This window comes from Ensifer sp. Root127 (genome assembly GCF_001425225.1).
Lineage (GTDB): Bacteria > Pseudomonadota > Alphaproteobacteria > Rhizobiales > Rhizobiaceae > Ensifer > Ensifer canadensis.
Genome location: NZ_LMDX01000003.1, coordinates 134,670 through 148,167 on the forward strand (window position 1 = coordinate 134,670; position 13,498 = coordinate 148,167).

Below are 13,498 nucleotides of genomic sequence, written 5' to 3' on the forward strand. Positions count from 1 at the left end.
ATCTCCTACTCTGCGACCATGTCGAGCGGGGTTATTCCCCCACGCGCCCGGTCCAGCCGGGCACGTGCATGGGCGTCATCCAGAAAGATAGGGCGCACCGCCGGCGCACCCAGCAAGCCGCGCAAGCTCAACTCTTGCATGGCGGCAAAATGTGAGGCGGCGATCTTGCCCATCCAGAAGGGTTCAAGACTGCCGCCTGCGGCCAGATGGGCAAGCAGCTGAAGAAGCCCGCGCAGATAGATCGCGTCCTTCGCCAACCCGCCTCCGCGATAGATCCGCAGGACGATGTTGAAGGCGTCTGAAGGCTGAAACCGGTGCTGATCGACGAGCAGCCGATAGGTCTCCGGGAAAAGCGCACCGTTCAACATCGCCGCGCACGCAACCACACGGGCCGCGATGAGACGCAGGCGCGCCAGCGTCATGCCGCCGCTCAAATATTCGGCAAACACGGCAAGCCCTTCCTGCATGCCCTCATAGCCTGCGAGGCCTGAGCGGAAGAGCCGCAGCCCCTGCGCCGAGCCATTGAAGTAGGTCAGCAGGTGCACGCCGATTTCGTGATTGAGCAGGGCCTCGACGCGGCGCCGGCTCATGACAGTGCTGCGCGAAATCAACAGCTGGCTCCTCGACACCAGCAATCCGGCGGGAATGTCGTCGCGCAGCTCCACTGAGGCCGTGAAATCGGCATATTGCCGCTTATAGGCCGAAACCATCGTTTGCGCCCGGTTGCGAACGTAGTCGCAATCCACATTGTCAACCGCCGGTTTTTGTCCGGGCTTGCCGGTCCGCTTTTGTGTCTGCACCAGGATATCGGTGGCGACGTCGAGGAGTTTAGCCTCCACCGGACCATAGAGCGCCCGGCCGAATTCGACGAATGTGCGGCTCTCGCGGGCCGAGATCATCGAAAGCTGCAGGTCGAGCTCCTGTTGTTTCTGGCGATAGAGCGCGTAGAGCAACGGGTCCTCGAGATGCTCGAAGCTGATCGAAAAAAGCTTCTTCTTTGCGGCCTCGACTTCAAGTGTCAGCGGCCGATAGAGCAGCCGCGGACCGACTTCGTATCGGCTCGAAACAAACTCCGCCCAGGCCGCATCGGCGTTGATCGGCGTTACCGCCAGGAGGAAATCGAAACTTGAGGCAATCTCGTCTATGGCGCGGTCGGTGCGGGTCACGGTCTCGACGAAGGTTTTCCGCCCGAAGGCCCGATGCGTCGAAACGCGCGTGTCCGTCGCGCATTGGGTCGCTGCCGCCAGCGCCTTGAGACCGGCATCGAAAATGTTGGCAATCAGGCGTTCTCGCAGTTCCGGGTAGATCCGTCGCGTGCCCGGTTCGCGATAGATCGGCGCAAATCGCACGCTGATGTGGGGGAACGCCGTCAGCGTTTTGCCGTTGGCGTCTTGCGGCGGTGGCGACAGCAGGTTCATGTGGGCGGTGCGAAACTTGCCCTCGATCGTGCTGACGGAGCCGAGGAAGGCATTCGCGGCTGCCTCAGCAGCCGGGTCCTCGCCAGCGGTGACTTCGATCGTGAAAAGCGGCAGATAGGGCGCGTCCTTGGCGGGCGCCTCGTCCCGTTCGAGTTCGCCATATTCGAGCACGAAGAAAGCGCCGAGACGCTGTCGAAGCGCGCTTCCGACTGCCTCGATGACAGCGGCAGCCGCCGCGGCGTCGGGTGCCATCAGGTAGGAGGCGTTGGACTGGGTGATCTCGCGTGCCACGACGGCTTGCTTTGCCTCGGCGATAAAGACGCAGAGAAAGGGCAGCGGTCGGTCGATGTGCAGGCGCCCGCCCTCGGCAAATTCGCGCCGCACCGCCTTGCCGGCCTCAAGGCAGGCGATCACCTCGCCGAGCCACACATCATCTGGTGCCCGGTGCCCGGCTTCCTGATGATCCCGGGCGCTGTGATCCCTTGGCGTCGCTGCGCTCTTCATCGGCGCGCATCCAGCGTCTTGACGAGATCAGGCACGGTTGATGCCACTAGCGCGCGCAATGCCTCCAGCACCTCGAAATCCGGCTCGCCGGTCCATTCGTCCATGAAGAATTTCTTGAACTCGATGGCGATCGCGCAGCCCGTCTGCGGAAAGTACTCATGGATGAAACGCGTTTGTTCGCCGCGCCCCTGAAACGCGACATTCTCGCGAACGTCGAAACGCCTGCCCTGAAATTCGAAGCGGCGAAAGGTTTCGAGCAGTGTCGCGAGCACATCGGCCCAACGGTCGCGGTTCATCGAATGGGTGCCGATGTTGATCTCGGGCGCACCTTCGGGATCAGAGGGTGTGGCGGTCGACCCACCGCGCCGATGATTGTAGCTGTGCACATCCAGAACGACGAAGCTGCCATGCCGCCGCTCGATCGACAGCAGCATCGATCGCAGCATGCGATAATATTCGTCATGCAAGACGAGTGAGCCCTCGTGAAGTTCATGAGGAAGCGCGTCTCGCCAGACCGTAAGCCCCCAGGCCTGTAAGGGGTCGACATAAACCGCACCGTCGCGGGCACGGTTGAGATCAACCTCGAAGCGCGAGCGATGCACGATCACCCGGTTCACCAGATCCTGAATGATATAGGCCGTGTAGGGATCCTCCTCCCGCAGCCGTGCTTCATCGGCAAGGGCTATCAGCGACCGCAGATCGGCGCGCAGGCCGTGCCCGTCGTGTATCGCCGTAGCGACGACGGGACTGTCACCGCGATGCACGGTCCACCAGCTGTCTTCATCGAAGTCCTGTCGTTTATCACCTGTTCGATCAAGCATATTCGGGTCCCGTTCCTCCCTCGTCGATGGACCTGTGGTCTGGCTACAATTCGCGAGAGAACGGTTCGGTTCCAAACGCTGCGCAATTCGCATCGGGACGAGAGATGCAGGGAGCATGCCGATGGCGGTCACACTGGGACGGTCGCGGCTCGTTGCGTCTTGGCTGCTGCACGGGCGACGGAACCAATGCGCCTCCGCCGCATTTTCCCAACACGTTACAACGCACTAGGGAAGGTGGAGCCATGCTTGGAACCATTCTGCTTATCGTATTGATTCTGCTGCTGATCGGTGCGTTTCCGAGTTGGCCGCATTCGACCAATTGGGGCTATGGCCCATCGGGCATATTGGGCGTTCTGCTCGTCGTTCTCTTGGTCCTCCTGCTCATGGGACGGATCTGACGGTGGCGTAAACCTTGTTATCCGTGTCGATGGAACCCGACCTCATCTACGTCACCGACGCCGATCCGGGCATAAGGCGCTACCGGAAGGGAAAGCGCTTCAGCTATCGCCTTCCGGACGGCTCGACCCTCAAGGATCCGGACACCCGAGCGCGTATTGCAGCGCTCGGCCTGCCACCCGCCTATGAGCGTGTCTGGATCTGTCCCAAGCAGAACGGGCACCTGCAGGCGACCGGCTTCGATGCGCGCGGGCGAAAGCAGTACCGCTACCATGATGCCTGGCAGGAAATGCGCAATCACGCCAAGTTCGATCAGTTGATCGACTTCGCCACGGCCCTGCCGAAAATTCGCCGGACCCTTCGCCGCCATATGGATGGGCCGCTTGACGATGCTCGCACCGTGCTCGCCGCCATTTCGACACTGCTCGATCAGGCGAGCCTGCGCGTCGGCAACGCCGCCTATGTCGAGGAAAACGGCACCTATGGCGCAACGACGCTTTTGAAACGGCATCTCAAGCTGCGCGATGAGGGCATCGAGCTTCGCTTCATGGGCAAGGGCGGCAAGCGTGTCATTCGCCGGCTGCGTAGTCCGCGGCTGCAACGGTTGCTCGAAGATATTGCCGACCTGCCCGGACGCCAGCTTTTCGTCAGCAGGGACGCGAACGGTGATCTGCATCCGATCGATTCCGGTAGGCTCAATCGCTATCTCGCCGACATCTCCGGTGCACCGATCTCGGCCAAGACATTTCGCACCTGGGCGGGAAGCGTCGCCGCTTTTGCCGAGGCGCGGCTGACGCTGGCGGAGGGGCGGCGCCCCTCGGTCAAGCGGATGTGCGAGGCAGCAGCCGACGTGTTGCACAACACCCCGGCTGTCTGCCGCAAGAGCTATGTTCACCCAGATATCATCGCCCTTGCCGACAGCGAGAGCAAAATTAACCTGCGGCGGCTTGAGGCGCTGCCAAGGCAAAGCAGCCTGTTGCGTGCCGAGGAGGATCGCCTGCTGCGGTTCCTCCAATACGCCGCGCGCGCGAAGAGGCGTGCGACCTGAGTTGGGTCGGCATCATTTGCCGGCCAGCAGGCCCTCAACTGTGCGGATGAGGTCCCGGCTGTTGAACGGCTTGGAAAGGCGGGGAAGGTTGCGATACTGCTCGGGAAGGTCGGAGGCGGCGTAGCCGGTCAGCAACAGCACCGGAACGCCGCGGGCCAGCAGCTCGTCTGCCACGGGATAGACGAACTCACCGTTGAGATTGACATCGAGCGTCGCTGCCTGCGGTGTCTCCCGCTTTGCCGCGGCGATCGAGCTGCGCAGGCTGGTGAAGGGGCCGATAACATCGAAACCCGCGGCCTGCAGGTCGTCCTGGATCTGTATCGCCAGCAGATACTCGTCCTCGACAACAAAGACGCTCCGTTGTCCGCCATTCATCGTTCAGCACCTGCGGCGTAGGGCATGTGGATCGTGTACCTCAAACCGCTCTTTGCAAAATCCAGTTCGACGTCGGCGCCGAGGTCGGAGCCGACGACGCGTTCCAGCAGCAGCCGGCCAAAACCGTTTCTGGAAGGCGGGGCGACTACGGGACCACCGGTTTCACACCAGTCGATGTGAAGCGCCTTGTTGGCCCGATCCAGGCTCCAGCTGACGTCGACATGCCCGCTTTCCACCGAAAGCGCGCCATGCTTGGCGGCGTTGGTTGCGAGCTCATGGGCCGCCATGCCAAGGGCCAGAGCGTGCCGTGGCGAGAGCATGATCGCCGGTCCGCCGAAGGAGACGTTGCCGGCGTTTTCGTTCTTGTAGGGCGCAAGCTCATCGCAAAGGATCGTTTCCAGCGAAACGCCGGCCCAGGTTGCTTCCGCGAGCCGGGTATGCGTCTGGGCGAGAGCCCGGATGCGCGCATGAAACGACTGCTCGGCCTCCTTGCGGTCGGGGGTCATGGCGAAGGACTGGCGGGCGATCGAGGTGACGGTCGCGAGCGTGTTCTTGACACGGTGGCTGAGTTCGGCAACCAGCAGATTGCGCTGCGCCTCGGCGTCCTTGCGTTCGGTAATGTCCATGCAGACGCCGGCGAGGCGCAGCGAGGAGGGTCCTGCGCCTTGCAGAAAACGGCCGAACGCCTCCAGCCAGCGAATGGATCCATCGGGGCGGCGGATGCGATAGGATGTGTGGTAGTCCTCGCGCCTTTCGATGGCGGATTGGATCTCAAGCTCGACCATGGCGAGATCATCAGGGTGGATGTCCGCCTTGAAGTCGTCGAGCGTGCCGCCGAAACTGCCCGGCTCCAGCCCGTGAAGTGCTTCGAGGCCCGGCGACCAGATCACCTTGCCGGTGTCGAAGTTCCATTCCCAAGCCCCCATCCGGCCGGCTTCGAGCGCCATCTGCAGCCGCCGCTCGCCATCGCGCATCGCCTGTTCGGTCTCCTTGCGCTCGGTGATATCGACGAAAGCGGCAACTGCGCCTTGCGGTATGCCCCAGGCGTCGATCAGCGGCGTGGCATTGCCGAGCAGATGCCGGGACGTGCCGTCGTCAAAGCGGATCTCCTGTTCGAAGCTGCGCACCTCCTCGCCGCGCGCCGCCCGCTGGACCGGCAATTCGTCCGGCGAAAGCAACCTGTCTTGCGAATAGACCTTGAAGTGCGCGGGCCGTTCGCCGTGCGGTGCCGAGAGGGAGGGATTGCTCTCAGGCGGCAGCCGCAGCAGCTCGAACGAGCTTCTGTTGCCGCTGATGACCCGACAATCCGGGGTCCTGGCAATCCAGATCGGCGCCGGGACCGCTTCCATGAGCGCGAGCACCTCCGTCGCCCTGGCGCGTTCCTTTGCCTCGTTGTGCCGCAGCAGATCTTCGGCCCGCCGTCTCGCCTCTTCGGTCCGGATGCGCTGCACGCTGAAGCTCAGCTGGCGCGCGATGGTCTGAGCGAGGTCGACCTCGGAACCGGCGAAGTGATGCGTCGTGTCGTAGTAGGTCATGAACTTGCCGATCAGTCGGCCTGCCGAGACCAGCGGAATGAAGCCGAGAGCGCCGATGCCTTCGGTTCGAACGGCTGCGCGCAACTCATCCGAGATGTCGGCCAGGCCAATATCTTCGATGAAGATCGGGTTGGGATCCTGCGCCTCCGCGCTCCATGGCGTGTGGCCGTCGACGGCGAGGCGATAGCGTTCCGAAAGTCCGCGGGAGGCGACAAAACGCATGGTGCCGGTCTCGTCGATGAGCAGGATCGATGCCCGGCTGCAGCGCAGCGCCGATTGAATGGCGTCGAGCGCAGCCTCATAGACGGCAGCGATCGACCGCGCACGGTGCACTCGCTCGGTAAACTGATAGAGCGAGGCCTGCTCGCGCAGGCGCTCGGAAAGCACCAGCTCGGCTGCCTTGCGTTCGCTGATATCGCGGGCAATCTTCGAAGCGCCGACGACACGCCCCTCGTTATCGAGGATCGGCGATATCGTCAGCGATATGTCGATGAGGGTGCCATCCTTGCGTTGCCGTCTCGTCTCATAGTGATCGACGCGTTCGCCTTTGCGGATCCGGTCTAGGATCTGCATTTCCTCGTCTTCATGGCCCTTCGGAATGAGGCGCATGATCGGGGTTCCCACCATCTCCTGCACGCTGTATCCGAACAGTGCCTCGGCGCCCCTGTTCCAGCTGGTGACGACGCCGTTCAGGTCCTTGCTGACAATGGCATCATCAGAGGATTCGACGATCGATGCGAGATGGCGGGCGGAAAGCTCGGCAATCCGGCGGCTTTCGCTTTGTTTTTGGCTGTCGGCAAGCAGTCGAGCGTTGTCGATGGCGATGGCCGCTTGGGCGGCGATGGCAACGACGATGTCCTCGGAGCCGCGGGTGAAGACACCCGGTGCGTCATGGCCGAAGAACAATCCCCCGAGCACGGCCCCGGAGCGGGCGATCACCGGAACGGCGAGGTAGCTGACAACGGGCAGATGCCCCGGCGGCATGCCGAGATGCGGCTCGCTCAACCCGTAGCGCGGGTCTTTGCGGATATCGTCGCTGCGCACGACCCTTTCGCCGTTGAAGGTCGGCGCGAACACTGCCGTCTTGCGCGGCGGGCCGAATTTTTCGAACGCTTCCCGCGGTGCGCCGGACAGGGTGAAGAGTTGAAAATGCTCACCGGTCTCGTCGACGACATTGTAGAAGAACGCACCGAATTTCGCGCCGCTGAGTTCCGTGGCGCTGTCGGTCACGGTCTGGACGATATGCTCGATATCGAGGTCGCTGGCTAAAAGCCTGGAGATGCGATCGAGCGCCTGAATGCGGTCGGTCTTGGCGCGCAGTTCCTCTTCCGCCGCCTTGTGCTTGCCGATGTCGATGAGGACATTGACGGCGCCGATCATCTCGCCTTCGGCATCGAAGATCGGTGTCGGGTAAGGAAGCACCGCCACCATTGTCCCATCGGGACGCGCGACGGTCAATTCCTCGCCACGAACGGCGCGCTTGCTGAGGAGCGCCTCGGCCATCGGGCATTGATCGGTCGGCAGCACCGTGCCGTCAGGTCGATGCAGGCGCCAACAGACGCACCAGCGGTCCGCATTGAGGCGTGGTTCGCGTCCCGCCAACTCCGCCGCAGCGCGATTGAAATAGGTGACGACCCCGGCCGCATCCGTGGTGTAGATCGCGATCGGAAGGCTGTCGAGGACAGCTCTCGATTCGATCGTCTGCGATCCCGCTGCTCCCGCCAGCGCTGCCGCCAATGCTTCTGCGCCGCTCATAATTCCCTCCGCAAGCGCTTGCTAACGCAGGGCAACGCGGCGCGATGCGATTTTGTTCCGCTTGCATCCTGTCCAACGCGGCTCGGTGATCACGCCCCAGCGTCAAATCCGGAGGCCTTTACCGGCTCGAAGTGGCGGCGCCGAGGATCAGCCGGTTGATGAAATCCAGCTTCTGGATAACCGGCTGCGACAGAACGAAGGGATAGCTGTCGGGCTGGCCCATCGACCGCTGGATGGCGTTGAGCGCAACGCTGAGCGGCACCCACGCCTCGACAAGCACGCCTGCGCTCGGCTCCCGATAGGGATCGAAGGGGATTTCGGCCTCGAGCGTATCATGCCCGATCGGATCGAGGACCATGCCGAAGGCGCGCCCGGTCTCCAAGGCGTCGACGATGTGGAAGAGATGGGCCCAGCACTCGGCGAAATCCTCTGACGGATGGGCACTCGCATAGGGGCTGATGAACCGTTCCTGCCAGTCGTCGGGAGGGCCTTGATAGTAGTGGCGTTGCAGTGCTGCCGCATAGTCCTGTGTCTCATCGCCGAACAGTGCGCGCGCCTCGATCCTTGTCGCCTCGTCAGCGACGAGTTTCTGCCAGTAGAAGTGACCGATCTCGTGGCGAAAGTGCCCGAGCAGCGAGCGGTAAGGCTCGTTCATCGATACTCGCACGCTTTCGCGAACGACGTCCTCCGCCTCGGAGGCGCGCAGACTGATCATTCCATTCTTGTGGCCCGTTCGGGCAGGTACGGTGTTGCCGTAGGTATCGACGGTGTCGGCGAGGAATTCGAACGCCAGCCCGTTCTGCGGATCCTGCTCGCGGGTGGGATGCGGCAGCCGCCAGCGCAACAACGAATAGAACAGATGACGCTGTGCCAGGCCTATTCTGCGCCAGCGCTCAAGGCCGACGCCGTCGATTGTCGGCACGATGGTGTTGTGACGACAGGCGACGCAGTAGCGATCGGGCTGATCGGCCGGCACCAGCCAATGGCAGACATCGATGACGGCATTGTCGCAGAAGCGAAAGGTCCGCGATCCGCCGCCGTGGACCTGCCACAGTCCGTCGTCGAGTGGCACCAGCGCGTGCATCGCCACATCGCCTGGATCGAACCCGAGGGTCGATCCACAGCGCATGCAGCTGCGGTTTTCAAAATGGATCGTCTGACCGCAGGCGCTACACTGGAAGAGCCGCATTCTTTCTCCTTGCAGGGGTTCTCCGGTCTTCGAAAGATGCTCTCATGTACAGCTTTTGCGTGCTTTCATGGCGGCATCCAGGGCCTGCCGCGACGGGCCATATTTCTCAAACAAGGGCCGGGCTTCGAGCGGCGGCAGATCATAGGCGCGGATGAATTCGGTCAGATCATAGATCTTGCTCCAGCCGTATACCACGTCTCTTTGAGCCACGGGCCGGTTCTCTTGCACGGGTCTTCCCATCGTTGTCGGATTTCTCCCTGGGGTCATGATGCGGCCACTGTTGCGGCCACGCCAACAACCCGGCTGGCCTGACAAAGTTCCATTTCCGTCGTGCTCTCAGAAAAAAACCCCGCCGGAGCGGGGTTTCTGAAATCGTTGAACGGTCAGAGCTGACGTCCATACCATTCGTCGATATCGCGGCGAGCGCGGTCCTTTTCGATGCCGTAGCGTTCCTGGATCTTGCCTTCGAGCTGATCCCGCTTGCCGGCGATCTGATCGAGGTCGTCGTCGGTGAGCTTGCCCCACTGTTCCTTGACCTTGCCCTTGAACTGCTTCCAGTTGCCTTCAACACGATTCCAATCCATCTGCGAATCTCCTGACGTTGTGGTTGCGCTGATAGGCAAACGCCTCGTGTCGGCTTTGGTTCATTCATGGCGGCAAAAAGTTCGGGACGGCGATGACGCCGCACGCGCCCGGGCCGCACTTCGCTCTCGCCTTTCTCATCCAGCGCTACAGATAGAAAACGAGCAACCGTCAGCGCCTCCCGGCGCCTTGTGGAGGAGTGTTCCCATGAATGAGCCGTTCGTGGCTTTCGATCTCGGCAGGATGATGATCGGCGACGAGCCGCCGCTTTTCCTGCTCGAGATCGCGCTGAGGACGCTGATCATCTACGCCTACACGCTGTTCCTGATCCGATGGATCGGCAGCCGGTCGATCGGCCAGCTCTCGCTGGTGGAGTTCCTGCTGGTGATCGCGCTTGGCTCTGCGGTTGGCGATGCGATGTTCTATCCCGACGTTCCGCTCGTCCATTGCATCGTCGTCATCACCGTGGTCGTGCTGCTGGACAAGTCGTTGAGCTACATCGTTGCTCGCAACCGAAAGCTCGAGGACGTGATCGAGGGCGTCAGCGTCGAGGTGGTGCGCGATGGCGCAATCCTCTGGAAGGCGCTGAAGCGGCTGAACGTTGGCCACGACGAGCTGTTCGAGCAGCTCCGCCTGAAGCAGGTGCGGCATCTCGGACAGGTGCGGGCCGCCTATTTCGAAACCAACGGGCTGCTGTCGGTTTTCACCTTCGATGAGCCGTCGACCAGGCAGGGGCTGTTGATCGAGCCGCCCTGGGACGTCAGCAAGCCGACGCAGTTCCGGTCCGGATCCGCCGTTCGTGAGAAACGCCGTCTTGCCTGCGTGCAGTGCGCCGAAGTCCTCAAGCTTTCTCCGGGCGAAATGGTGCCGCCTTGTCCACGCTGCGGGGCGGAGCTCTGGCACGAGATCCATTAGCGTGTGTTGCTTGTGCGGCGGCGGATGTGGCAGAAATTAGGATCGCCGAGCTTGAGGTTTGCTCGCAATCGGGAAGGACAAGTGCATTGAAGGTCATGGGACTTATCGGCGGCATGAGTTGGGAAAGCTCTGCCCAATACTATCGTATCGTCAATCAGGAAGTCCGGGCGCGCCTGGGCGGCGTGCACTCGGCCAAGAGCCTGATGTGGTCGATGGATTTCGGTGAGATCGAGCGGTTGCAGCATATTGGCGACTGGTCGGCCCTGACGGGCGAAATGACCGATGCGGCCCGCCGCCTTGAAGCCGGCGGCGCGGATTTCCTGGTGATCTGCACCAACACCATGCACCGGATGGCCGATGCCATATCCGCAGCCGTCTCCATTCCGCTCTTGCATATTGCCGACCCGACGGCGGAGAAGATCAAGGCGCTCGGCCTCAGCCGCGTCGGATTGCTCGGCACGGCCTTCACCATGGAGCAGGATTTCTACAAGGGGCGGCTGATCGAACGGCATGGGCTGGACGTTCTGGTGCCCGGCGAAGAGGACCGGAAAACCGTCCACGACATTATCTACAAGGAGCTCGTTGTCGGCCGTGTCGAGGACGCGTCGCGCGACGCCTACCGTCAGGTCATTCAGCGACTGGCGGAACGCGGCGCCCAGGCGATCATCATGGGCTGCACCGAGATCATGCTGTTGATCTCCCAAGCCGACAGCCCCGTTCCGGTTTTCGACACCACCGAACTCCATGCGCTTGCGGCGGTCGATCGCGCTCTCGCCTGAATTGATGTCCTCTTGTCCACGGCCGGACAGTCCTGCCCGGCCGTAGCGCTCGAAGCGGTGGGTCGAGATACCCGGCGGCCGGCGGAGATATCAGCCGTTGCGGAAGGTGTAGCCGTAGCCGTTGAGCGCTGGGGCGCCGCCGAGGTGGGCATAAAGAACCTTTGATCCCTCGGGAAAATAGCCCTTGCGAACGAGATCGATCATGCCCTGCATCGATTTGCCTTCATAGACGGGGTCGGTGATCATGCCCTCGAGGCGGGCGCAAAGCCGGATCGCCGCCTTGGTCTCGTCGGAGGGCACGCCGTAGACCGGATAGGCATAATCCTCGAGCAGCACCACGTCCTCTTCGGTGAGATCGGTGCCGAGCTCGACCAACTCGGCGGTCCCGCGAGCAATGTCGAGAACCTGTGCTTTTGTCTGCGCCGGGGTGAACGAGGCGTCGATGCCGATGACCTGCCGCTGGCGGCCGTCCTTGGCAAAGCCCACCAGCATGCCGGCATGGGTCGAGCCGGTGACGGTGCAGACGACGATGTAGTCGAACTTGAAGCCAAGCTCTTCCTCCTGCGCACGCACCTCCTCGGCAAAGCCGACATAGCCCAGCCCACCGAACTTGTGCACGGAGGCGCCGGCGGGGATGGCGTAGGGCTTGCCGCCACGCGCTTTCACGTCCTCGATCGCAGCCTCCCAGCTTTGGCGGATGCCGATGTCGAAACCTTCATCGACCATCTGGACCTCGGCGCCCATGATACGGCTGAGCATGATGTTGCCGACGCGGTCGTAGACGGCGTCCTCGTGCGGCACCCAGCTCTCCTGCACCAACCGGCATTTGAACCCGATCTTGGCGGCAACGGCGGCGATCATGCGCGTGTGGTTCGATTGAACGCCTCCGATCGACACCAGCGTATCGGCTCCGGAGCTGAGCGCATCCGGAATGATATATTCCAGCTTGCGCAGCTTGTTGCCGCCGAAGGCGAGGCCGGAATTGCAGTCGTCTCTCTTGGCGTAGATCTCGACCTGACCGCCCAGATGGCCCGAGAGCCGGTCGAGTTTCTCGATATGCGTCGGCCCGAAGGTGAGCGGGTAACGTTCGAATTTTTCCAGCATGTTGTTCCCTTCCTTCTGTTTTGAAAGTCAGGAAACGCTACCACCCATCACGTGGAAGGTGCTCTCTAATCTCATGCAAAGATTTTGCATTTGCCCCGGCGAATTGCATAAGATCACAGATTACATCCGCATATCACGACGAATAAGGAAGATTCTTCCATGCAAGGTGAACTCGATCGTATCGATCTCAAGATGCTGCGCCTGCTGCAGAAGAACGGCCGGCTGACCAATGCGGAGCTGGCGCAAATGGTCGATGTCAGTGCTGCGACATGCCACCGACGGACGCAGAGGCTGTTCGAGGAAGGTTACATCAGCAATGTGCGTGCGCTTGTGGCGCCGCAGAAGGTCGATCGCGGCGCGCTGGTCATGGTCGGCGTGGTGCTCGATCGCTCGACGCCGGAGAGTTTTCGCGAATTTGAAAAGGCGGTCGAGAAGCTGAAGTTCATCCTCGACTGTCATCTCGTTGCCGGCGACTTCGACTACTTCTTGAAAATTCGCGTGGGTGACATGACCGATTTCAATCGGATCCACGGGACGCAGCTGATCGCGCTGCCGGGCGTCCGCCAGACAAGGACGTTCTTCGTGATGAAGGAAGTGGTCGACAACGCCGCCCTCGATTTTTGAACGGTCGGCGCGATCGACCCCGGGCTAGGGGCTCCGCTCACCGTTTGTGTGCGACGACCCCGCTCGTCGTTTGTCATGCTGCCTCTATGTCTGTGCGCGAGAAATCGTCACCATTGAAGAGCAATGGCTCGTTGCGCGACTTGGCCAGCGCATAGGAAAAACAGTCCCCAAAATTCAGGCTCGCCGGGTGCCGGCCCTTGCCAAAGTTGCGCCAGGCACGTCTTGCAATAGCAATCTGTTCCGCGTCGACAGCGACGACTTCGACACCCGCTTTGTAGGGCCATAGATCGAGCTCGGCAGCGCCCGCCTCGCCGAGGCGAGCCTCGATCACGATGGACAGTTCAAGAATTGTCGCAGCTGAAATGAAACGCCGCGGAGCGTCGACTACTTTTTGCTCGTAGGTTTCTGCGTCCGGTTCGTTGAACGCGATCGCAACAATTGCTGATGTGTCGA

14 protein-coding genes are annotated in these 13,498 nt (G+C 61.9%); 5 read left to right on the plus strand and 9 right to left on the minus strand.

Annotated elements, in window-relative coordinates:
• Window positions 1–5 precede the first annotated feature (5 nt).
• On the minus strand, window positions 6–1,922 hold the full coding sequence (locus tag ASD03_RS08360) for a flavohemoglobin expression-modulating QEGLA motif protein (RefSeq protein ID WP_025429727.1): 1,917 nt from the start codon (window positions 1,920–1,922) through the stop codon (window positions 6–8).
• Window positions 1,919–2,743 (minus strand): N-formylglutamate amidohydrolase, encoded by an 825-nt coding sequence (locus ASD03_RS08365; RefSeq protein WP_025429728.1) that lies wholly within the window; start codon window positions 2,741–2,743, stop codon window positions 1,919–1,921. The genes ASD03_RS08360 and ASD03_RS08365 overlap by 4 nt, the downstream gene beginning before the upstream one ends.
• 242 nt (window positions 2,744–2,985) lie before the next feature.
• Here ASD03_RS08365 and ASD03_RS37395 point away from each other — a divergent pair, with 242 nt between their 5' ends.
• Window positions 2,986–3,141, plus strand: a complete 156-nt coding sequence (locus ASD03_RS37395) for a DUF3309 family protein (RefSeq protein WP_038577999.1) — start codon at window positions 2,986–2,988, stop codon at window positions 3,139–3,141.
• 29 nt (window positions 3,142–3,170) lie between these two features.
• Window positions 3,171–4,187: a DNA topoisomerase IB gene (locus ASD03_RS08370; protein ID WP_057212732.1), complete on the plus strand. Its 1,017-nt coding sequence runs from the start codon at window positions 3,171–3,173 to the stop codon at window positions 4,185–4,187.
• Between the two features lie 12 nt (window positions 4,188–4,199).
• On the opposite strand, the gene ASD03_RS08375 is transcribed toward ASD03_RS08370, so the two are convergent.
• From ASD03_RS08375 to ASD03_RS08390, 5 genes are all read right to left on the minus strand, one after another.
• The gene (locus tag ASD03_RS08375; protein ID WP_057205942.1) at window positions 4,200–4,562 is read right to left on the minus strand and encodes a response regulator; all 363 of its coding nucleotides are present in this window, start codon (window positions 4,560–4,562) and stop codon (window positions 4,200–4,202) included.
• The gene (locus ASD03_RS08380) at window positions 4,559–7,852 is read right to left on the minus strand and encodes a PAS domain S-box protein (RefSeq protein WP_057212734.1); all 3,294 of its coding nucleotides are present in this window, start codon (window positions 7,850–7,852) and stop codon (window positions 4,559–4,561) included. The genes ASD03_RS08375 and ASD03_RS08380 overlap by 4 nt, the downstream gene beginning before the upstream one ends.
• A gap of 118 nt (window positions 7,853–7,970) precedes the next feature.
• Window positions 7,971–9,041, minus strand: a complete 1,071-nt coding sequence (locus tag ASD03_RS08385) for a putative zinc-binding metallopeptidase (RefSeq protein ID WP_025429732.1) — start codon at window positions 9,039–9,041, stop codon at window positions 7,971–7,973.
• A gap of 42 nt (window positions 9,042–9,083) precedes the next feature.
• On the minus strand, window positions 9,084–9,269 hold the full coding sequence (locus tag ASD03_RS38735) for a hypothetical protein (protein WP_128090568.1): 186 nt from the start codon (window positions 9,267–9,269) through the stop codon (window positions 9,084–9,086).
• A 155-nt stretch (window positions 9,270–9,424) separates the two neighbouring features.
• Window positions 9,425–9,625, minus strand: coding sequence for a CsbD family protein (locus ASD03_RS08390; RefSeq protein WP_025429734.1), 201 nt, complete (start codon window positions 9,623–9,625; stop codon window positions 9,425–9,427).
• 205 nt (window positions 9,626–9,830) lie between these two features.
• Between ASD03_RS08390 and ASD03_RS08395 the strand changes: the two genes are divergently transcribed.
• Both ASD03_RS08395 and ASD03_RS08400 read left to right on the plus strand, forming a co-directional pair.
• Entirely contained in the window at window positions 9,831–10,538 is a 708-nt protein-coding gene (locus tag ASD03_RS08395) for a YetF domain-containing protein (protein WP_025429735.1), read from the plus strand.
• Window positions 10,539–10,624: 86 nt separating this feature from the next.
• Window positions 10,625–11,317, plus strand: coding sequence for an aspartate/glutamate racemase family protein (locus tag ASD03_RS08400; protein WP_200951664.1), 693 nt, complete (start codon window positions 10,625–10,627; stop codon window positions 11,315–11,317).
• A gap of 90 nt (window positions 11,318–11,407) precedes the next feature.
• Here ASD03_RS08400 and ASD03_RS08405 read toward each other — a convergent pair whose 3' ends face one another.
• Entirely contained in the window at window positions 11,408–12,421 is a 1,014-nt protein-coding gene (locus tag ASD03_RS08405) for a 1-aminocyclopropane-1-carboxylate deaminase (RefSeq protein WP_057212736.1), read from the minus strand.
• 159 nt (window positions 12,422–12,580) lie between these two features.
• Between ASD03_RS08405 and ASD03_RS08410 the strand changes: the two genes are divergently transcribed.
• The gene (locus ASD03_RS08410; protein WP_057212738.1) at window positions 12,581–13,045 is read left to right on the plus strand and encodes an Lrp/AsnC ligand binding domain-containing protein; all 465 of its coding nucleotides are present in this window, start codon (window positions 12,581–12,583) and stop codon (window positions 13,043–13,045) included.
• 73 nt (window positions 13,046–13,118) lie between these two features.
• Here the strand turns inward: ASD03_RS08410 and ASD03_RS08415 are convergent.
• On the minus strand, window positions 13,119–13,498 hold a 380-nt coding region (locus ASD03_RS08415), incomplete at its 5' end, for a type II toxin-antitoxin system VapC family toxin (RefSeq protein WP_063997065.1).

What these genes read in the sequence shown, in the direction of transcription:
- ASD03_RS08360 (WP_025429727.1), bottom strand. Translation starts at nt 1,922, where the DNA reads ATGAAGAGCGCAGCGACGCCAAGGGATCACAGCGCCCGGGATCATCAG.
- ASD03_RS08365 (WP_025429728.1), bottom strand. Translation starts at nt 2,743, where the DNA reads ATGCTTGATCGAACAGGTGATAAACGACAGGACTTCGATGAAGACAGC.
- ASD03_RS37395 (WP_038577999.1), top strand. Translation starts at nt 2,986, where the DNA reads ATGCTTGGAACCATTCTGCTTATCGTATTGATTCTGCTGCTGATCGGT.
- ASD03_RS08370 (WP_057212732.1), top strand. Translation starts at nt 3,171, where the DNA reads ATGGAACCCGACCTCATCTACGTCACCGACGCCGATCCGGGCATAAGG.
- ASD03_RS08375 (WP_057205942.1), bottom strand. Translation starts at nt 4,562, where the DNA reads ATGAATGGCGGACAACGGAGCGTCTTTGTTGTCGAGGACGAGTATCTG.
- ASD03_RS08380 (WP_057212734.1), bottom strand. Translation starts at nt 7,852, where the DNA reads ATGAGCGGCGCAGAAGCATTGGCGGCAGCGCTGGCGGGAGCAGCGGGA.
- ASD03_RS08385 (WP_025429732.1), bottom strand. Translation starts at nt 9,041, where the DNA reads ATGCGGCTCTTCCAGTGTAGCGCCTGCGGTCAGACGATCCATTTTGAA.
- ASD03_RS08390 (WP_025429734.1), bottom strand. Translation starts at nt 9,625, where the DNA reads ATGGATTGGAATCGTGTTGAAGGCAACTGGAAGCAGTTCAAGGGCAAG.
- ASD03_RS08395 (WP_025429735.1), top strand. Translation starts at nt 9,831, where the DNA reads ATGAATGAGCCGTTCGTGGCTTTCGATCTCGGCAGGATGATGATCGGC.
- ASD03_RS08405 (WP_057212736.1), bottom strand. Translation starts at nt 12,421, where the DNA reads ATGCTGGAAAAATTCGAACGTTACCCGCTCACCTTCGGGCCGACGCAT.
- ASD03_RS08410 (WP_057212738.1), top strand. Translation starts at nt 12,581, where the DNA reads ATGCAAGGTGAACTCGATCGTATCGATCTCAAGATGCTGCGCCTGCTG.